Source organism: Streptomyces sp. 8N616 (assembly GCF_052246385.1).
Lineage (GTDB): Bacteria > Actinomycetota > Actinomycetes > Streptomycetales > Streptomycetaceae > Streptomyces.
On record NZ_JBQQBY010000021.1, the window covers coordinates 98,597 to 117,842 of the forward strand.

The window sequence follows — 19,246 nt, forward strand, 5'->3', positions numbered from 1 at the left end:
GGCACATCGCCTCAGGTGGGGTTCAGCGGCCGTGGGCGTAGCCGCCGTGGGCGGCGAGGCGGAGGCGCGTCCGGTGGTCGCTGCCGGACGGCGCGCGCTGCTTCGCCCTCCTCTCGACCACGGTGGCGTACGCGCAGTCGAGTGCGGCATCCGTGAGGGTTCCGATCGCCTCGAAGGCCCGATGGGAGAGCTGCTGCGTCTGCGCCAGCCTGAGGACCTCCTCCTTCCACAGCACGCTCGCCGCCGCGACGACTTCCTCCGGAGTCGGCGGGGGGCGGAATTCCTCGCGCGGGTGCTCGGCGGCCTTCGTGGTCTTCGTGGTCTTCGTGGTCTTCGTGTTCATGGCGGTCTTCTCCTTGGTTCCAGTGTCGCGCCCACCCTGCGGAAGCTGTGAATTCTGTGAGTTCTGTGAGCGATGAGGCCGGTGTGTCTGGATGTCCGGCCCGCCCGGGCGGAATACTGCGTCGCATTCCAGTGACGTGATCGACTTCCGACGCGACCGGAGGACCCCCATGAGATCGACCCCCGCCCGCATAGCCGTACTTGGCGCCGCGCTGGCTCTGTGCGCACCCGTGGCCACGGCCACCTCCGCCGCCGCGTCCCCCGATGCCCCAGCGCTCACCGTGGAGGAGCAGCGGCTGGCGAAGCCCGCGGCTCAGGAGATCCTGCGGCGCAGCGGATTCGACGCGTTGGCACCGGAGTTCGCGCGGGCACTCGGCGGCGTACGGTCGTACGGCGAGGCCGCGCGGCTCACCGGCCGGTCCGGGCAGCGGCTGTGGGAGCGCGCCGTCGACCGGGTGCAGGGTGGCGGTCCCGCGGGCGGGGATCTGAGCCGGGACGACGACCGACCGCTGTACTGGGCACGGCTCGGTATGAGCAGGGCGCTGCGGGAGTGGGCCCCGGCCTTCGATCTGTCCGAGGAGCGGCGCGCCGCGCTGATCGCCCGCCTCGAGCGCACGTCACGCGGACAGGACTCCATCGAGCTGCCCGCGGGCAGCGACGTCAAGCGGATCGTGGTCACCGGCTTCGACCCGTTCCAGCTGGACGCGGACATCCGCCGCAGCAACCCGTCGGGCGCGGCGGCACTCGCGCTGGACGGCACCACGATCCGTACGGCGTCGGGGCCGACCCGGATCGAGACCGCTGTCTTCCCCGTCCGTTGGGGCGACTTCGCGGACGGGACGGTCGAGCGGACGCTGCTGCCGCACTTCCGGAGCGGTCCCCGGCAAGTGGACATGTTCACCACCGTCAGCCAGGGCCGGGTCGGGCGGTTCGACGTCGAGCGCTTCAACGGGGCCTGGCGCGGCGGCTCCCCGGACAACGCGAATGTGTCGCGCACCGAGACCGTGCCGATTCCGGACGGGATCCCGACCGTCGAGCCGCAGCCGCAGTGGACGACGACCAGCCTGCCGTACCGGGCGATCGTGGACGCGGACACCGGCGAGTTCCCGGTGTACGACAACACGGCCGTCACGGAGATCCCGGCGGGCGGCAGCGAGCCGGTGAACCGGCCGGACGGGCCGACCCCCGGCTCCACGGCCCGCGCGGGCGGCGGCGGCAGCTACCTGTCCAACGAGATCGCGTACCGCGCGACCCTGCTGCGCGACGCGCTGCGGCTAAAGGTCCCGGGCGGGCATCTCCACACGCCCGTCCTGCAGTTCGGCGCGGGCAACACCGATCCCGCCACGGGTCAGGTCACCGACCCCGACTTCGTCCGCAACCGGCTGGCCATCACCGCCCAGGTGCGGGCGGTCATCGGGGTCGGCGCGGGCACCCTGCCGCCGGTTCACTCCCCGGACACCGACTGATCGGAGGTGTTCGCCCCTCCTCCTGCAACACAACATGCCTACGGCGCCAGCAGTCTGACGAGGTCTTGACAACCTTGGTGTTTCCCGAGGGAGTACAGGGGGCGGGTCCCCTGGATTCGGGGAGGGGCGGGGCGGGGGCAGGGACCGTCAGACCGGCCTAGCGGCGGCAGGGGCTATGTGCCCACCAGCCAGGCGAGCACATAGCCCTCGCCGTTGAGGGCAAAGTGCAGCGCCGCTGGGGCGATCAGGCTGCCGGAGCGGCGGCGCAGCTCGCAGAAGATGACGCCGCCGACGGCCGTGCCGACGACCGCCGCCGCAACGGACAGCGCGATCCCGGTCGTGCCGGTGCCGAAGACTGACCCGACCGCCGCGTTGGCCCGGGAAAGGCCGAGCGACGGCAGTACGTGCCAGAGCCCGAACAGCAGCGAGGAGACGGCCGTGGCCCACGTGGTACCCCACCGCCGTACCAGCATCGCCCACAGGACGCCGCGGAACGCGATCTCCTCGAGCAGCACGGTGCCCAACGGCACGCGGACCAGTACGCGCGCCACCAGCTCGCCCGAGGACAGGCTCTCGACGCGTTCGTCCAGGAAGGCGTCGCGCGTGAAGGGAATGGCGAGCCCGATCCCGTAGACGAGGAGGACGGCACCGGCCAGCACCAGGCCCCAGCGCAGGCCGCGGCGGGCCGTTTCGCGGCCGAGCCCGAGATCGGACCAGGTGAGGCCGTCCCAGCGGGCGATCAGCAGAAGCAGGGCCGTCACGACCAGGCACAGCGGTACGTACCAGACCTCTGCAAGGCGGTTGGTGAGTGTGTTCGTGGCGGCGAGCACCGCGACGACCAGGAGGATGCGCATGACCGCACCAGGATCGCGTACTAGCCCTGGGACGGCGCGGCAGGCTTCGCCAGGGGGTCGGGCGTGGCGTCGTCCTCGCCCGCACCGTCGTCCCCGTCGCCGGCGCCATCCCCGCCTTCGCCCAGGAGGTCGCGGGCCAGGAGCGTCGCGCCCGCGACCGCGCCGGGCATGAGGAAGACGGCCACGAGCGGCAGCAGGAAGAGCAGCACCAGGGGCACGCCGAAACCGAGGGCCAGCGTCCGGCGGCGGCGCAGCAGGGCGAGGCGCGGCTTGAGGCGGACGCCGCGGCGCTGGAGGGCAACAGCGCTGAGCTCCTCCGCGAGGAAGAAGCCGGAGACGCAGAAGCCGAGCACCGGGATCACGGTCTGGCCGATGACGGGGAGGAAGCCGAGGGCGAAGAGCAGCACCCCGTAGCAGACCACCCGCAGCACGACGGACAGGCTGTCGACGGCGGAGATCAACAGCTCGCGCCAGGGCGGCAGTCCGGACTCGGGGGCGGTGCCGTCCTCGGTGATGTCGACCTGCTCGGACAGCGACTCGTAGAAGGGCTGGCCGATCAGCAGGGTCACCGCGGTGAAGGAGACGACGGCGAGCAGCAGGCCGAAGGCGAAGAGCAGGGCGGTGAGGAAGCCGCGGAAGAGGGCCTGCCAGGGCGAGCCCCAGTCGTCGGCGAAGGGCGTCGCCCAGGCCGTCAGGTCGCCGGCCCAGAAGCCGAGGCCGACGAGCGCCGCACCGTAGAGCACGAGGGTGATGAGGCCGGGCAGCAGCCCGAAGCCCCACCAGCGACCGTGCCGGGCCACCCAGCGCTGGCCCTTGATGAAGTAGCCGAAGCCCAGCCCCAGATCGCGCATGGGAGGCAGCCTAGTCGTCAGCGGCTCACTGCGTCGAAGCGCGCGGTGGCGAGCACGGAGCCGTCGGCGGCGACCAGGCGGGCGGCCGAGAGGGTGTCCGGGTCGACGGAGGCCGGGCCGCCCCAGTAGCCGTGGCCGTCCTTCAGGGTGTACGAGCCGACGGCCGCGGTGCTGCCGTCGGTGCGCTCCAGCTCGCAGGTGACCTTGCCGCCGGCGTTGCCGCTGACCTTGCCGTCCCGCACCTTGCCGCCGGGCGAATCACCATAATCCTGGTGCCCGTAGCCCTCCAGGTCGACCGACATGTAGATCCAGCCGGGTGAGCCGGGGTGGGCGAAGACCTGCCCGACCCGGTGGCCTCCGGTGGTGAAGTCGGCGGCGAGAAGGGTCGGTTGGGCAGCGGACGTGGACGCGGGCCGCGAGCCGTCGGTGGCGGCGCCGACCGCCCAGCCGCCGAACCCGAAGGCCGCGGCGATGGCGGCGGCGGCCGCGGCGAGCCGGAGCCTGCGGCGGCGCCGCTGATGCCGCTGCAGCTCTCCGGAGACCTGCATCCGGCTCAGGACGCGCTTCTCGAAGCCGACGGGCGGCTCGCTGCCGGGCAGCAGGCCCAGCAGGCCGTCCACGGCGAGCGTGAGCTGCTCGATGTGCTCCCGGCACGCCGGGCACCGGTCGAGGTGGGCGATGGCCGCGGCCCGCTCCTGGGCGGGGAGGACGCCGAGCGCCAGCTCCGCACCGAGGCCGTCCCGCAGCTCCTCGCACGTCAGGTCGCGGTCGCGGGCGGCGCGGTCGTGGCCGTAGTCACGGTTACGGTCGCGCTCGCGGTCGCGGTTACGCTCGCGGTTGCGGTTGCGGTTGCGGTAGCGGTCGCGGTTGCGGTCGTCGTCATTCATGGCCGGCTCGCTTCGTCCCCCGCTCCCAGAGCGGTGCGCAGTTTGCCCATGGCCGTCCTGATCCGTGTCTTGGCGGTGCCCAGCGGGATGTTCTCCGAGTCCGCGACCTGCTGGGCGGTCATCCCGTAGATACCGGCCATCGCCAGGGCCCGGGCCTGCTCGCGCGGCAGGGCCGCCAGCGCCGTACGGATGCGGTGCGCCGACTCGGCGGCGACGGCCCGCTGCTCCGGGGTCTCGGTCACCACGATGTCGAGAAGCGCGTCGAGGTCCTCGGGGGCGACCGGGGTGGACCTGCGGGCGCGGACGGCGTCGATCGCCAGGTTGTGCGCGATGGCCGTCAGCCAGGTCTTCACGGAGCCGCGCCGCGAGTCGTACATCTGGGCGTGCCGCCATGCCCGTTCGAAGGTCTGCTGGGCGATGTCCTCGGCCAGCTGCGGGTCGCCGACGACGGCGATGGCGACGCCGTAGACGGTGCGCTGGAAGCGGCGTACGAATGCGACGGCGATCTCCGGGTCGCCGGTCGTGAGCCCGGCGAGCAGCGTCTCGTCCGCGGCCCGGCCGAGAGGGAGGCCCATCCTCATGTTCCTGGATACGGCCGGGGCGGGCGGAGGGATTGCTCCGGGCCGCTCCGCGTGCGCGCACACGGCCCATTCTCCCAGCTCGGCAATCCCGGGGCGCGGCTCGTCCGTAACCACTACATGCGCAACCACGACAGGGCTGAGAAGACAATGATCAGGAGAAGCGCGGGGCTGGGGATCGCGGGGGGAGTGCTGGCAGGTGTCCTGGTGGCATGCGGGGGCGGCGGGGACGGCAACGGGAACGGGGGCGCGGAGACCACGTCCCCGCCCGCCGGGGGCGGCGACAAGACGGCGACCAGGGTGGACGTGGACATGAAGGACTTCACGCTGCAGCTGTCCAAGAAGACGTTCACGGCGGGTGACTACACCTTCGTCGCGAAGAACAACGGGAGTCAGGACCACGCCCTGGAGATCGAGGGTCTGGGCGGCGAGGAGAAGACCAGGACGCTGGCACCTGGGGAGTCGGCGAACCTCGACGTGACCCTGCGGGATGGCACGTACAAGGTCTACTGCCCGGTCGACGCACACGATGACCTCGGCATGAAAACTCAGATCACGGTCGGTGGCGGGCCCGCCGACGAGAACACCACCAACAGACCCGGCTACGGAGGGTGATCGAACGCCATGCGCAGTCGCATCGCTTTCCTCGTCCTCATCGCCCTGCGGCTGGCGGGCGCCGGGCTGACCGCGGCGATGGCCGCGATCCATGTGTACCTGTGGGACGAGGGCTACCGGAATGTGGCCACCATCGGCGAACTGTTCCTGGTCAACGGGGTCGTGGGCGGGCTGCTCGCCGTGGTGCTGCTGGTCGCGGGCGTTCGCCGGCTGGGGATCGTGGCGGCGCTCGGGGCGCTGTTCACGGCGGGGACTCTCGGCGCGCTGGTGCTCAGCCTGACCTCCGGCCTCTTCGGCTTCACGGAGTCCATCGACGCCCCGTGGGTGACGACCACGATCGCGGTCGAGTCGGCCGGGACCGTCGTCCTGGCGGCGATCCCGCCGGTCACACACCTCGCCGTACGTGCCGACGCACGTCACGGCGGGTCCGCGCCGAGGGCCACCCCCCGCGCACCCGGGCACGGGGAACGGCCCTCGGCAGGGCGGCAGTGACGTCAGATGACGCTGAGGTCCACCCTGATGTTGCCGCGGGTGGCGTTGGAGTACGGGCACACCTGGTGCGCCGCCTCGACGAGCTGCTCCGCGGTGGCCCGGTCCACGTTCGGGATCGAGACCTCGATCGCGACCTCGATGCCGAAGCCGCCCGCTTCGGTCTTGCCGAGGCCGACCTTGGTGGTCACCCGCGAGCCCGAGATATCGGCCTTCTCCCTGCGGGCGACGACGCCGAGCGCGCCCTGGAAGCAGGCGCCGTAGCCTGCGGCGAAGAGCTGCTCCGGATTGGTACCGGCACCGCTGCCACCCAGCTCCTTCGGCGGGTTGACGACGACGTCGAGGTTGCCGTCGTCCGAGGCGACGCGGCCGTCGCGGCCGTTCTCGGCGGTGGCGACCGCGGTGTAGAGGACGTCTATGGTCTGGACGGACATGTGGGGAGATCCTTCTGGTTTCGCACACAAGGGTGCGGGCGCCGCGACCCGCCCCCACGGTCGCGACGGCCTGGGGGGAGCCTAACGGCCCCCGCAAGGGGGCCCGTTAGGCACCGGGGTGGTTCAGCGGTTCAGCGGTTTGAGCAGCTTGAGCGGTTCAGTCGCCGAGGGAGACGATCATCTTGCCGACGTTCTCGCCACGGAGCATGCCGAGGAACGCGTCCACCGCATGGTCGATTCCCTCGACGACGGTCTCGCGGTACTTCAGCTCGCCGGAGCGGATCCAGCCGGACACTTCCTGTACGAACTGGGGCTGCAGCGCGTCGTGGTCCCGGACGAGCAACCCCTGCAGCCGGAGCCGCTTGCCGATGACGAGGGCGAGGTTGCGCGGCGCGGGGGTCGGCTCGGTCTCGTTGTACTGCGCGATCATTCCGCAGATCGTGGCGCGGCCGTGCACGTTGAGAGAGCTGATGGCCGCCTCCAGGTGCTCACCGCCGACGTTGTCGAAGTAGACGTCGATGCCGTCGGGGGCGGCTTCCTTGAGCTGCTCGGCCACCGGGCCGCGCTTGTAGTTGAAGGCGGCGTCGAAGCCGTACTCCTCGACCAGGAGCTTGACCTTCTCGTCGGAGCCCGCGCTGCCGATGACCCGCGAGGCGCCCTTGAGCTTGGCGATCTGGCCGACCTGGCTGCCGACCGCGCCCGCCGCTCCGGAGACGAAGACGGCGTCGCCCTCCTTGAAGGAGGCGACCTCCAGCAGACCTGCGTAGGCGGTCAAGCCCGGCATGCCGAGAACGCCCAGGTAGGCGGGGAGGGGGGCGAGCCCCGCGTCCACCTTCGTCGCGTGCTTGGCGTCGACGACGGCGAACTCGCGCCAGCCGAAGGGGTGCAGGACATGGTCACCGGCCGCGATGCCCTCGGCGTCCGAGGCGATGACCCGGCCCACCGCACCGCCCTGCATGGGCTCGTCCAGCTGGAACGGCGGCACGTACGACTTCACGTCGTTCATCCGGCCGCGCATGTACGGGTCCACGGACATGTGGGTGTTACGGACCAGGAGCTGGCCGGGTCCCGGCGCGGGGATCTCGGCCTCGCGCAGGGCGAAGTCCTCGGGCTTCGGCCAGCCGTGGGGGCGGGCCACCAGGTGCCATTCGCGGCCGGTCTTCGGCAGTTCGGACATGGAGCGGGTGCCTCCTTGCTGCCACGGCTTCCGATCGCCGCAGCAAATGCTTCAGCAACTGAAACAACCATGCGCCTGGATGTTTCAGGTTGTCAAGCAAACCGGTAGCCTGAGAGTCATGGTCCCTCGCACCGACCCCCTGACCTTCGAGGTCGTCGAGCTCATCGGCGCCGTCGTGGCCCGCTACCACGAGGAGTACGAGGGCGCTGCCGCCAAGCACTCCCTCACGGGCGCGCAGGCGCGGGTGCTGTGGCTTCTCGCTCACGAGCCGATGCCCATGCGGCGGATAGCCCAGCAGCTCAAGTGCGAACCGTCGAACATCACGGGCATCGTCGACCGGCTCGAGACGCGCGGGCTCGTCGAGCGCCGGCCCGACCCGGCCGACCGCCGCGTGAAGCTCGCCGCTCCGACGGACGAGGGGCGGGAGACCGCGTCCCGGCTGCGGGACGCGCTGGACTTCGCGCGCGAGCCCCTGGGCGGTCTGACGACCGTCGAGCGCACGATGCTGCGGGACCTGCTGCGCAGGATGCTGGGCGAGGACGCCCCGGGGTCCTGACGCGCGGGCGCGCGGGCGTGCCCGGGCCCGGCGCCCGGGGGCTTCGTCGGGGTGGTGGGTCAGGCCCCGCGCACCGGACAACGGCCGGGTCCCGGCGCAGAAGTCAGTGAGCGGCGTGCCTCAGGTGCAGAACCACAGGAACCGGGTGCACGTCGGCTCCGGGTCGGGCTCAGGCTGCTTACTGGAGGGGGCGGGATCCGGGTCCTGAGGAGGCGGGGGTGGCGGCTGGGACGGGGTGGAGACCGCTCCGGAAGCCTTGGCGGTGGAGGGGGGAGACGAGGACGAGGCGCGGGGACTCGGTGACTTGCCGGCCTTCTTTTTGTCCTCCTTGTCCTTGTCCGCCGGGCTCTTGCTGCTCGACGGGCTGTCGCTCGGTTCGCCGCTCTCGGAGCCGGGGCCCGTACTGCTGGACGCGCTGGGGGTCTTGGTGCCGTTCTGGTCCTCGGACACGGCTGCCGAGGACTCATCGTCCTCCGAGAAGGGGGTGGGGAGGGCTCCTTCCGTGGCGACTTCCGCGACGGTCATGCCGACCAGCGCGAAGCCGAGCACAGCGCTGGTGACCACCACGACGCGGCGGCCACGCCTGCCGCGGCGCGCACGCCGCCCGCGGGGCGGCGCGGCCCGCTTGGCGCGGGACGAGCGGCGGTGGGCGCGACGCCCTCCGGCAGGCACGTCGGGGCCGGTCTCGGGTGACTCCTCTTCCGCCGCTGCGAACTCGGGGAGTGGCGCCAGGTCCTCCACGGGCCTTCCGCACCCCGGGCAGGACAGAGCCCCGTTGAGGTGTCGTCGGCAGAATGAGCAGTAATCCATCGCGCACGCAGGCTATGGGGTCACGGGTAACGATTACATCGGTGTCCTGTGAGGATTCCGTGTTGGACCGCGTGCCGAGCAGACGAATACACAGACAGAAGGGACCGATTGCCCGCGGGATGGCTGCGGATCACGTCACCTGCGGCAGGCTCCTCCCCCACCCCCCTTCCCGAAACCGGGGCTCCGCCCTGGACCCGAGGGGATTCGAGGGGCACAGCCCCCGGAGTTACGGGATGGGGCTGCGGCAGCTGCGGCGCAGGACCGAAGCCCGTGGGCCAGGGGGCGCAGCCCCACAGTTGCGGGGTGGGGCACCACCACCGGAGGACACGGGCGCCGTTCGCCCCGCGCCGCCTAGCGCCACGGCTCCTGCAGTTCTCCGCGCAGCCGCTGCGCCCGTAGCACCAGTTCCAGCTCGAAGCGGCGGTCCGGATCGTCCACGTCGTCGCCCCACAGCTCGCGGATCTGCCGCAGCCGGTAGCGGACCGTCTGCGGGTGGACCCCCAGCCGGGCCGCGACCTCTGGCGCGCCGCCGCGCGTCTCCAGCCAGGCCAGCAGCGTTTCGGCCAGCCGGCGCCCGTGCGCGGGCCCGCACTCGGCCAGCGGTGCGAGACGGCGCCGCGCCAGGTCGTCGACCAGTTCCTCCGGCGGTAGCAGGACGAGCGCCTCGGTGTGCTCGGTGCAGTACAGCACCTGGCCCGAGGGCAGCAGCCCGCGGTCCATCAGCCGTACCGCGGTCCCAGCCCAGCGCAGCGACTTGGCGGCCTCGGCCAGCGGCACCGGCGGCCCGACCGCCCCCGACCAGCCCGCCATCGCGCGGCGCAGCAGCTCCGCCCGCCCCGCCGCGTCCGGCTCGGGAACCACCATGCGCGGCTGTTCGCACTCCATGTCCAGGAGTACGTCGTGGCCGACGGCGGGGGCGACCGCCTCCCGCGCCGGGCGCAGCAGCACCGCCACCGCCACCTGCGAGGGCAGCTGCCAGCCGATCCTGGCCGCGTGCTCCGCGAGCGCGTCCGTGGGGTCGCCGCGGTGCTCGGACAGCAGCAGCTCGATGAGCTTGCGCTGGAGCCGCAGCCGTTCCCCGGCCTGCCGGGCGATGGCCTCGGCGTAGCCGCGTACGGACTGGGCCACCAGACCGTCGAGATACTCGAAGCCGGACTCCACGAGCTCGTACATCGCGGGTGGCGGGATCTCGACTTTCTGCCCGATCTCGGCGAGCCTGCGCCAGGCGAGCCGCACCCCGAGCCGGTAGATGGCCTGAAGCGAGTCGAGGCTGCGGCCCTGGATGACCTCGCCGCGCCCGAAGTCCTGGAAGACCTCGGGGTGGACGCTCGCCGACTCCGTCCCCGCGGTCAGGTGCTCGACGAAGTGCGCGAGCGCTCGCCGTATGCCGATCAGGGCCATCGGCTCGCCCGACTCGTCGAGGACCACCGGCAGCCCGGGGAACTCGCGGCGGATCTCGCTCAGGATGTCCTGGGCCAGCTGGGGCAGTTCATTCGTGGCGAGGGCGGCGAACTGGCGCACCCTTACGCGCGGTACGTCCTGCCAGACGGAGCGCGCGGCCACGGCTCACGGCTCCGGCTGCTGCGAGTCCGGCCCCTGCGAGTCCGGCCCCTGCGAGTCCGGCTGCTGCGAGTCCGGCTGCCGCTGGTCCTGCTGCGACGAGCCCGCGGTCCCGTGGGGGAAGGACACCAACGGCACGTTGGGCTGCTCCGGCGTGGCGCTCAGAGCGGCGACGATCCCGACGGCGGAGCCGAAGGCGAGCGCGGCGGCCGCCACGCAGGTCAAGATGGCGGCGAGCAGTCTGTGCATGGGGCGACGAGCCTCTCTGTCCGACGAGGAGTTGAGGGTTGCACCCAGCAGCGCACCGGCCCGGTCCGGTAGTGGCCCAGTGTGGAAGCCCATTGACACTCCGTCAAGAGCGTCCTACGGTTCCCGGCCCATAGACCATGTAACTCACCGGTAACGAACGGGGTGCCCCCCATGCGCCGTTCAGCCTCTCCGTTTTCCCTGACCCTGCTGGGGCTCGGCGTCTTCCTCCTGGCCCTCGCCCCGCTGCTGGCCTGGTACGTCGAGCCGCGCGCCCAGCAGACGCCCATCGACGTGAACGTCACGACCGTCTTCACCGGCAAGGGCAGCTACTTCGACACCGATGCGCTGGCCGTCCAGGACGACCAGGACATCACCGTGACCCGCCGGGTGCTGGGCGATGTCGCCGACAGCGAGCGCGGCGGTGTCGCCGTGTGGGATGTGTCCACGACCATCGACACGCCCAAGACCCTGCCGCTGAAGGACCCGCGCAAGGCGCTGCAGTGGACCACCGAGCGGTGGGTCACCGACCGCCGCACCAACCGTCCCGTGCACTGCTGCGACGAGACCCCGTCCTTCGAGGGCGAGGCGTACCTCAAGTTCCCCTTCGGACTGGAGAAGCGCGGCTACCGCTGGTGGGACAACACACTGGGCGCTACCGTCCCGCTCCGCTTCGCGGGCACCAAGAAGATCCAGGGATACGAGGGCTACCGCTTCACCGGGACCGTGAAGCCCACCCGCACCGGCAACCGGCAGGTGCCGGGCACGCTCGTCGGCCGGCCGGAGCAGGGCCAGGTGCTCGCCGAGGAGTGGTACGCCAACGGCGGGATCGAGCTGGTCGCCGACCGGCGCACCGGCCGGATCATCAACGCCAAGATCGCCCCGAAGAAGACGCTGCGCGCACCCGGCGCCAGGCGCGACGCGGTCACGCTCCTGCAGAGCGACGGACTCGAGTTCACCCCGGCCACGCAGCGCGAGCAGGTGGCGCTGGCCTCGGGCGACAGCGGGAGGCTGGAACTCGTCGGGGAGACCCTGCCGGCGGGCGGCGGCGCGGCGGGGGCGGTGCTGGCCGTGGTGGGCGCGGTGCTGGTGGCACGCGGGCGGCAGCGACCCGTACGGTCCGGCGCAGCATCCGCCGGGCCGGGTCCCGGTGCCGTACGGCCTGGCGCGGAACCCGTACGTCCGAGCGGCTGATCCGTTCACCGACTTCCCGGAGTGCTGAGCAATGTGATGAGTCATCAGCTTTTGGAGGAGGCGAAATTGTCATCCCGGTGAGTAGCCGCACCGAACACACCGGCGAAAACTATCCACCCCACGCGCAACCCGCCGCCCGTGGTCCCCCGGAAATGCCCAGCTCGCGGGCGGCTGACCACCCCCCACAACAGGTGCCAACCCTCCCCACACCGGTTCCGCACCCTGAAAACGAGTTGGAGCACCCATGCCCCAGCACGTCCCTCCGCCCCTGGCCAGGCCCGTCCCGGCTGCCCTGCCCGCCACCGCCCACACCCCCGCGAGGGCCACCCCTTCCGGCCCTCCGCCGCTCCCCCGCCGGATCGTCTTCCTCGCCCGCCGCGACCTCGGCAACCCCGCCGCCGGCGGCTCGGAACTCCTCATCGACCGCATCGCGGAAGGCCTCACGGCGGACGGCCACCAGGTCACGCTGCTGTGCGGCGGGCCCGCCGCGTACCGCGACTACCGGGTGGTGTCCGCGGGCGGCGACGCGGGCCACTTCCTGCGCGCCAAGCGGGCGTTCGCCCGCCAGGTCGGCGACTGCGACCTGCTCGTCGAGGTCTGCAACGGCATGCCGTACCTCGCCCCGCTGTGGCACCGCGGCCCCACGCTGTGCCTGGTCAACCACGTCCACACCGATCTGTGGTCCCTGCGCTACCCCGGCCCCGCCGCCCGCCTCGGCCGCAAGCTGGAGCACTGGGCCCTGGCGGGCGCGCACCGCCGCAATCTGATGGTCGCCGTCTCCGGCTCGACCGCCTCCGCGCTGCGCCGCATCGGCGTCGCCCGCGAGCGGATCAGGATCGTCCCCAACGGCGTCGAGCAGCCGGGCGCGCTGCTGCCGAAGTCGCGGGAGCCGATGTTCCTGGCCATGGGCCGGCTCGTCGAGTACAAGCGGATCGACCTGCTGCTGCGGCTCTGGGAGCGGGTCCGCCCGGTCACCGGCGGGCGGCTGGTCATCGTCGGCGACGGGCCCGAGCGGCAGCGGCTCGAGGCGATGGCAGGGCCCGGTGTCGTCTTCACCGGCCGGGTCCCGGAGGCCGAGAAGCACCGGCTGCTGTGCGAGGCGTGGCTGCTGCTGCACCCGTCCCTGGTCGAGGGCTGGGGCCTGGTGGTCACCGAGGCGGCAGCACGCGCCACACCCGCCATCGGCTTCGACATCCCGGGCCTGCGGGACTCCGTCGAGGACGGCGTGACGGGCCTGCTGGCGCGCGGCGAGAGCTCGTTCGCCGCCGCCTGGTGCACGCTCGGGCTCAGCGGCGAGCGTCGCGAGGCGCTGGGTCGCGCGGCGGCCCAGCGGGCGGCCCGGTACCGCTGGAGCGGTACGGTCCGCCAGTTCCGCGCCGTGGCCGCCGAGGCGTACCACGCGAGTACGAGCGCACCTACGGGCACGGACCTGCGTACCGGCACCGGCAAGGGCACCGGCGCGGGCACGGGAAGAGGCGGCGCGGCACCGGCCGGGAGGTGAGCGGCCGTGCGTCAGCCCGCCCTCAAGGACCCCTCCATACGGAGATCCATCACGCTCTTCCGGGCCTTTCTCAGCGAACAGACCGAACCCGAGCGGTGCTACGACCTGCTGGCGCGCGACGCCGCCGCGCAGGTCGCACGGTACGTACCGCTGGCCGGCCGGGTGGTCGTCGACGTCGGCGGCGGAAGCGGGCACTTCACCGAGGAGTTCCGCCGCCACGGCGCCCACTGCTACCTCTTCGAGCCGGACCTGCGCGAACTCGCCGCGCGCGGGCGGACTCCGGACGGTGCCGTGGTCGCCGACGGCTATCTGCTGCCGCTCGCCGACGGAACGGCGGACGTGTGCTTCTCCTCCAATGTGCTGGAGCACGTGGCCGACCCGCAGACCTTCCTCAGCGAGATGGTGCGGGTCACCCGCCCCGGCGGGCTGATCTACGTGTCGTTCACCAACTGGCTCTCGCCGTGGGGCGGTCACGAGACCGCCCCCTGGCACTACCTGGGTGCCGAGCGCGCCCGCGAGCGCTACCGGCGGCGCACCGGCCGCAGCGCCAAGCACACCGTCGGCGAGAACCTCTTCCGGATCCACATCGGCCCGACCCTCCGGCATGTGCGCGGCCGCGAGGACGTAAGCGTGGTCTCGGCGCGCTCGCGCTACTGGCCGTTCCTCGCGGACGCGGTGACGCGGGTGCCGGGGCTGCGCGAAGTCGCCACCTGGAACCTCCTTCTCATTCTGCGGAGGCGCCCATGAGCAGCGGAATCACGGCCCATCCCGCTCCGTGGCCGCACCCGGCCGCCGCCCGGAATCTCCTCCCCACCCCCCTGAGGTCTCCATGAGCAGCACCGTTCAGGCGCCTCCGCAAACACCCGCGCCCGCACCCGCACCGTCCTACACGCCCGCCGACCGGCCGCGGAGCCGCCGCTGGCTCCTCGGATTCTGGGCGCTCGTCCTCGTCGCCTTCCTCGCCGTCTCGCCGGGGAAGATGACCTTCGAGACCAAGCTGGGTGTGGCGCTCGACCCGCTGAAGTTCATCGGGGACCTCGGCGAACTGTGGCACGACCGGGCGGACTTCGGCGTGATCGCCGACCAGTACATCGGCTACGCCTTCCCGGTCCTGCCGTACTACGCGCTCATGGACCTCGCCCACGTCCCGGTGTGGCTCGCCGAGCGGCTGTGGCTCTCGCTCATCGTCACCACCGCCTTCTGGGGCGCGCTGCGGCTGGCCGAACGGCTGCGGGTGGGCTCGCCCGCGACCCGGCTACTGGCCGCGGTCGCGTACGCCCTGTGGCCGACGTTCACCGTCGTCATCGGCTCCACTTCGGCCGCCGTGCTGCCCGGCGCGCTGCTGCCGTGGGTGCTGCTGCCGCTGACCCGCGGTTCGTTGCGCCCGCGGGTCGCGGCCGCGCGCTCCGCACTGCTGATCCCCTTCATGGGCGGCGTCAACGCGGCCTCGACGCTCGCATCCCTGCTGCCGGCCGGCCTCTATCTGCTCAGCCGCCCCCGCGGGCCACGCAAACGCGCCCTCCTGGCGTGGTGGATTCCGGGCGTGGCACTGGCCACCGCCTGGTGGGTGGTGCCCCTGCTGCTGCTCGGGGTCTACGGCGAGGACTTCATGCCGTACGTCGAGCAGGCGGAGACCACCACCGGCACCATGTCGGCGACCGAGTTGCTGCGCGGGGCGGGCAACTGGGTGGGGTATCTCAACTTCGGCGAGGCCTGGCTGCCGGCGGGCTGGACCGTGGCCACGGCGGTCGTCGTCGTGCTGTGCTCCGCCTTCGCCGCCGCGCTCGGGCTCGGCGGCCTGGCCCGCCGCGACCTGCCGGAGCGGCGCTGGCTGCTGCTGACCGTGCTGGCCGTCGTCCTCGTCGCCCTCGCGGGATACGGCGGTGCGCTCGGCGCGCCGTTCCACGAGACCGTGCGGACCTGGCTCGACGGCACGCTCAGGCCCTTCCGCAACATCTACAAGTTCCAGCCGGGGCTCGCCCTCGCGCTGGCCTTCGGACTCGCGCACCTGACGGCCGTGGCCGCGGAGTGGCGCGGCACCCGCCCCCTGCCGGGCCGCCGCCACTCCCACCCGTCGCCCACCACCACCCTCAACGGAGGCGCTGCGCGCCGATATATCTGTGCCATCGCCGCGCTGCTCGTCCTCCCCGGCCTGGCCTGGCCGTACGTCAACGGCAGCATCCTCCAGCCGGGTCCGTTCAAGAAGCTGCCCACGTACTGGAGCAGCGCGGCGCACTGGCTGGAGACGCACGCGCCCGACAACCGCGCGCTCGTCGTCCCCGCCACCGCGCATGGCATCTACACCTGGGGCTCGCCCATCGACCAGCCCCTCGACGTGCTCGCCGAGTCCCGCTGGGCGCAGCGCGACTACGTGCCGTTCGGCACCCCGGGCTCGCGCCGCGCCATGGACGCGGTCGAGCAGGCGCTGACGAGCGGCGGCGAAGTGCCGGGCCTGCGCGACTTCCTGGGCCGCGCCGGGCTGTACGACGTGGTGGTGCGCAACGACCTCGACCCCGACCAGATCGGCTACGTGCCGCCGCAGACCGTCAAGCGGACGCTGGAGTCCTCCGGCTACCGCAAGGTCGCGGGCTTCGGCCCGCTGGTCACCGGCGGCCGTATCCCCGACGACACGCCGGTCCAGGTGCAGGGCATCTTTCCGCGCCTGCAGGCCGTCGAGGTCTACGAGCCGGCGCCGGGCGAGGGCGGTGAGACCGGTCCCGAGCGGCCGAAACAGGTGGCGCTGAAGCCGGTCGACGGCACGGCCGTCGTCAGCGGCGGTCCGGAGGCGCTGCTGCAGCTGTCCGCCGACCCGGCGATGCGGGACCGGCCCGCCGTGCTCACCGGGGACAACCACCCCGGCATCGGCAGCCCGCCGCTCAAGGCCGTGGCGGACGGCCTGCGCCGCGCCGACACCCGCTTCGGGCTCGTCAACTCCAACACCTCCTATACGTATACGGCGTCCGAGCGGAACCACCCGGACAGCCTCCAGGACCCGGGCGAGCAGCCGAAGCAGATCCTGCCCACCCAGGGCACCGGGCACCAGACGACGGCCGTGCTGCGCGGCGCGAAGTCGGTGACCGCGTCGAGCAGCGGCAACTGGCTGTTCCACCTCCCCCAGTACGACCCGGTGAACGCCTTCGACGGCAATCCGGACACGGCGTGGGCAGAGGGCAGCGCGGGAGAGCCGGCGGGCCAGTGGCTCCGTATCGCCTTCTCCTCACCGGTCGACGTCCCGTCCTCGATCCAGGTGACCCCGCTGACCGGCAATGGGATGCGGGCCGCGCCCACGCTCGTGCGGGTGGAGACCGACAAGGGCCGCGCCGACAGCCCGCTGCAGCCGAACGGCGCACCGCAGAGCGTCAAGGCGCCGGAGGGCGAGGCGAAGTGGCTGCGGATCCGGATTCTCGCCTCGCAGGAGGCCAGGGCCGGCCTTTCGGGCGCCGGGTTCTCCGAGGTGACGATCCCGGAGGTCCAGGTCACGCGGCTGCTGGCGCTGCCGCGTGACGCGGAGGGTGCGGGCGCGGTGTCCTCGGCGGCCTCGGCGTCCGAGGTGTATTCGCTGCACCGCGGCAGCGACCCGGGCGGCCTGTCCCCGGCGTCGGCGGAAGTGGGCCTGCACCGCCAGTTCCGTACGGGACCGGGCGCGGAGTACCGGATCCGTGCCCAGGCTCTGCCCGTTCCCGGCGACGCGCTGGACCGGCTCCTCGACCGTGTCGCGCCCGGCAAGCGCGACCGGATCACCGCGACCGCCGACTCCACGAGCCGCTCGGGCCTGTCGCTGAGCCCGCGGAACCTCGTGGACGGCGACCTGACGACGGCGTGGATCGCCGGTGACCGGCCCGTCATCCACCTGCGCTGGCCGGGCAAGAAGGAGATCGGCGAGATCGTCTTCGCGGCCGCGGGCGGCGTGTCGACACGGCCCGAGGAGGTACTGATCAGCTCCCCCGACGGCGCGGCGACAGCGGGTGTGGACAAGAACGGCCAGGCCCGCTTCGACCCCATCACGACGGACCGGCTGGACATCACCATCAGCCGCACCGCACCGCTGACGCTCCACAACCCGATCGCGGACAGCCAGTTGCAGCTGCCGGCCGGGCTGAGCGAGGTGTACGTGCCCGCGCTCGACGACCTGCGGGTTCCCGCGCCGGGGCCGGACGAGAAGTTCTCCGTGCCGTGCGGGGAGGGCCCGCCGCTGGCCGTCGACGGGACGCTGCACGCGACGAAGGCGTCGGGGCTCGTACGGGAGCTGACGGAGCGTCGGCCGGTGGACGTGGAGCTGTGTGCGGGGCCGGCGAAGGACGGCAGCATCGAACTGGGCGCGGGGCGCCATGTGGTGGAGGCCGGTGACGCGGGTCCGCTCGCCCTGACGGACGTCACGCTGTCGCGCGGCGAGGCGCCGGCTGTGTCCCCGGCGGCCGCCAGGACCGTCAAGGCGACGGACTGGGGCGGCGACCGCCGCACGGTGACGGTCGGCGCGGGCCAGGCCTCGTACCTCCAGACGTACGAGAACGCCAACGACGGGTGGAAGGCCACCCTGAACGGCGAGGAGCTGACCCCGCTGCGGCTCGACGGCTGGCAGCAGGCCTGGCTCATCCCCGCGGGGGAGGGCGGCACGGTGCGGCTCGAGTACGAACCGGCGCGGCTGTACGAGGCCGGGCTCATCGGCGGCGTGGTGGGCGTGGTCCTGCTGGCGGGCCTGGCCTTGGTCCGCCGCAGGGGGGCCGCGGGTGCGGAGTCGGGTGCGAGGTCGGGTGCGGCGCTTGCGGGTGCGGGGACGCACCGCGCGGGCGGTCGCAACGTGAACCTCCCGCTGCTGCCTCCGGCCCCGGCCCCTGGCTGGTTCCTGGGCACGGTGGCACTGACGGCCGTCGTGGCCGTCGTCGCCGGGCCGATGGCGCTGGTCGTACTCGCGCTGGCCGTCGTCGCCCGCCTGCGGCCGGGTCTGCTGGTCCCGATCGCCCTGGTGGCGATGGCGGGCGCGGGCATCGCGGCGGCGACGGGCGCGGGTGAGCCGGTCGCGGTCGACGAGGGCGCGTTCGGCGCGCCCGCGCAGGCACTGGCTCTCCTGGCTCTGGTGGCGGCCCTGGTGACCGCGGACCGCCCGAACCGGGCGCCGGCGGGGACGTCCTCGCACCCGTCGGTGCCGGTCCTCCCCGATGTCGCGAACCCCTCCGGCTCGGGCACGACGGCCACCATCCCCCTGGGCCCAACTGGCGGTGGCGGACAGGGCGGGCCCAGTACGGCGGTAACTCCGTTACGGGACGCTCCGGACCCGGCCACGTCGGCGGCACCGCCCGACAGACCGCGGTCCGGTTGGGCGAACCAACCGCGCCGCACGGCGGGGCCGGTGGTCACGGCGCGTGGGCCCGGGAGCACACCGCTCACGGCACCGGCGCCGCGCCGACGGCTCGGCACCCATGGCCTGCGGTCCCGGGGGCGGGCCGAAGGCGGTGCGAGTCCGACTGCTCTTCCAGGAGAGGAACCTGGCGCCCTGCCGAGCCGCCCCACCCCGCCCCCAGACGACCCAGCAGGTCAGACACCCCTCCCGCGGAGACGGCCCGGAACCACCTTGCCGATGGGACGGCGGTCCGCCACGCCCACGCCCCGCCCGTCCGCCGACGCAATCCGCCCCCGAGAGGACGACCAATGACCGCCCTCCACCACGCCCCGTCCGGAGGGCAAGCAC

18 protein-coding genes are annotated in these 19,246 nt (G+C 72.7%); 8 read left to right on the plus strand and 10 right to left on the minus strand.

Annotation, left to right across the window (positions count from 1 at the left end; all coding sequences use genetic code 11):
* Positions 1–22: 22 nt before the first annotated feature.
* Complete coding sequence (locus ACTWQC_RS20650) at positions 23–343, minus strand: hypothetical protein (protein ID WP_443317225.1); 321 nt, start codon at positions 341–343, stop codon at positions 23–25.
* 169 nt (positions 344–512) lie between these two features.
* On the opposite strand from ACTWQC_RS20650, the gene ACTWQC_RS20655 reads away from it, so the two are divergent.
* Positions 513–1,808, plus strand: a complete 1,296-nt coding sequence (locus ACTWQC_RS20655) for a pyroglutamyl peptidase (protein WP_443317226.1) — start codon at positions 513–515, stop codon at positions 1,806–1,808.
* A 173-nt stretch (positions 1,809–1,981) separates the two neighbouring features.
* Here ACTWQC_RS20655 and ACTWQC_RS20660 read toward each other — a convergent pair whose 3' ends face one another.
* Genes ACTWQC_RS20660 through ACTWQC_RS20675 form a run of 4 tightly spaced genes read right to left on the minus strand, consistent with a single transcriptional unit; the run spans position 1,982 to position 4,975 of the window.
* Entirely contained in the window at positions 1,982–2,662 is a 681-nt protein-coding gene (locus ACTWQC_RS20660; protein WP_443317227.1) for a lysostaphin resistance A-like protein, read from the minus strand.
* A gap of 20 nt (positions 2,663–2,682) precedes the next feature.
* Entirely contained in the window at positions 2,683–3,513 is an 831-nt protein-coding gene (locus ACTWQC_RS20665; RefSeq protein ID WP_443317228.1) for an EI24 domain-containing protein, read from the minus strand.
* 17 nt (positions 3,514–3,530) lie between these two features.
* Positions 3,531–4,400: a hypothetical protein gene (locus ACTWQC_RS20670; protein WP_443317229.1), complete on the minus strand. Its 870-nt coding sequence runs from the start codon at positions 4,398–4,400 to the stop codon at positions 3,531–3,533.
* Positions 4,397–4,975, minus strand: coding sequence for an RNA polymerase sigma factor (locus ACTWQC_RS20675; protein ID WP_443317230.1), 579 nt, complete (start codon positions 4,973–4,975; stop codon positions 4,397–4,399). Before ACTWQC_RS20675 ends, ACTWQC_RS20670 begins: the two co-directional genes overlap by 4 nt.
* A gap of 153 nt (positions 4,976–5,128) precedes the next feature.
* On the opposite strand from ACTWQC_RS20675, the gene ACTWQC_RS20680 reads away from it, so the two are divergent.
* Together ACTWQC_RS20680 and ACTWQC_RS20685 are read left to right on the plus strand one after the other, a co-directional pair.
* Positions 5,129–5,593, plus strand: a complete 465-nt coding sequence (locus tag ACTWQC_RS20680) for a cupredoxin domain-containing protein (protein ID WP_443317231.1) — start codon at positions 5,129–5,131, stop codon at positions 5,591–5,593.
* A 9-nt stretch (positions 5,594–5,602) separates the two neighbouring features.
* Positions 5,603–6,085 (plus strand): hypothetical protein, encoded by a 483-nt coding sequence (locus tag ACTWQC_RS20685; RefSeq protein WP_443317232.1) that lies wholly within the window; start codon positions 5,603–5,605, stop codon positions 6,083–6,085.
* 2 nt (positions 6,086–6,087) lie between these two features.
* On the opposite strand, the gene ACTWQC_RS20690 is transcribed toward ACTWQC_RS20685, so the two are convergent.
* Positions 6,088–6,516 (minus strand): organic hydroperoxide resistance protein, encoded by a 429-nt coding sequence (locus ACTWQC_RS20690; protein WP_443317233.1) that lies wholly within the window; start codon positions 6,514–6,516, stop codon positions 6,088–6,090.
* A 157-nt stretch (positions 6,517–6,673) separates the two neighbouring features.
* Positions 6,674–7,693, minus strand: a complete 1,020-nt coding sequence (locus ACTWQC_RS20695) for an NADP-dependent oxidoreductase (RefSeq protein ID WP_443317234.1) — start codon at positions 7,691–7,693, stop codon at positions 6,674–6,676.
* 118 nt (positions 7,694–7,811) lie between these two features.
* Between ACTWQC_RS20695 and ACTWQC_RS20700 the strand changes: the two genes are divergently transcribed.
* Complete coding sequence (locus ACTWQC_RS20700; protein ID WP_443317235.1) at positions 7,812–8,249, plus strand: MarR family winged helix-turn-helix transcriptional regulator; 438 nt, start codon at positions 7,812–7,814, stop codon at positions 8,247–8,249.
* A gap of 120 nt (positions 8,250–8,369) precedes the next feature.
* Here ACTWQC_RS20700 and ACTWQC_RS20705 read toward each other — a convergent pair whose 3' ends face one another.
* From ACTWQC_RS20705 to ACTWQC_RS20715, 3 genes are all read right to left on the minus strand, one after another.
* Positions 8,370–9,059, minus strand: coding sequence for an SCO2400 family protein (locus tag ACTWQC_RS20705; protein ID WP_443317236.1), 690 nt, complete (start codon positions 9,057–9,059; stop codon positions 8,370–8,372).
* Positions 9,060–9,410: 351 nt separating this feature from the next.
* Positions 9,411–10,622 carry a helix-turn-helix domain-containing protein gene (locus tag ACTWQC_RS20710; protein WP_443317237.1) on the minus strand — a complete coding sequence of 404 codons (1,212 nt, stop codon included), beginning with the start codon at positions 10,620–10,622 and terminating at the stop codon, positions 9,411–9,413.
* A gap of 3 nt (positions 10,623–10,625) precedes the next feature.
* Positions 10,626–10,868: a hypothetical protein gene (locus tag ACTWQC_RS20715; RefSeq protein WP_443317238.1), complete on the minus strand. Its 243-nt coding sequence runs from the start codon at positions 10,866–10,868 to the stop codon at positions 10,626–10,628.
* Positions 10,869–11,039: 171 nt separating this feature from the next.
* Between ACTWQC_RS20715 and ACTWQC_RS20720 the strand changes: the two genes are divergently transcribed.
* The 4 genes from ACTWQC_RS20720 (at position 11,040) to ACTWQC_RS20735 (ending at position 19,210) form a co-directional block, all read left to right on the plus strand.
* On the plus strand, positions 11,040–12,059 hold the full coding sequence (locus ACTWQC_RS20720; RefSeq protein ID WP_443317239.1) for a DUF3068 domain-containing protein: 1,020 nt from the start codon (positions 11,040–11,042) through the stop codon (positions 12,057–12,059).
* Positions 12,060–12,303: 244 nt separating this feature from the next.
* The gene (locus ACTWQC_RS20725; protein ID WP_443317240.1) at positions 12,304–13,560 is read left to right on the plus strand and encodes a glycosyltransferase family 4 protein; all 1,257 of its coding nucleotides are present in this window, start codon (positions 12,304–12,306) and stop codon (positions 13,558–13,560) included.
* A gap of 6 nt (positions 13,561–13,566) precedes the next feature.
* Positions 13,567–14,307, plus strand: a complete 741-nt coding sequence (locus tag ACTWQC_RS20730; RefSeq protein ID WP_443317241.1) for a class I SAM-dependent methyltransferase — start codon at positions 13,567–13,569, stop codon at positions 14,305–14,307.
* 82 nt (positions 14,308–14,389) lie between these two features.
* Positions 14,390–19,210 carry an alpha-(1->3)-arabinofuranosyltransferase domain-containing protein gene (locus tag ACTWQC_RS20735; RefSeq protein ID WP_443317242.1) on the plus strand — a complete coding sequence of 1,607 codons (4,821 nt, stop codon included), beginning with the start codon at positions 14,390–14,392 and terminating at the stop codon, positions 19,208–19,210.
* Positions 19,211–19,246 lie beyond the last annotated feature (36 nt).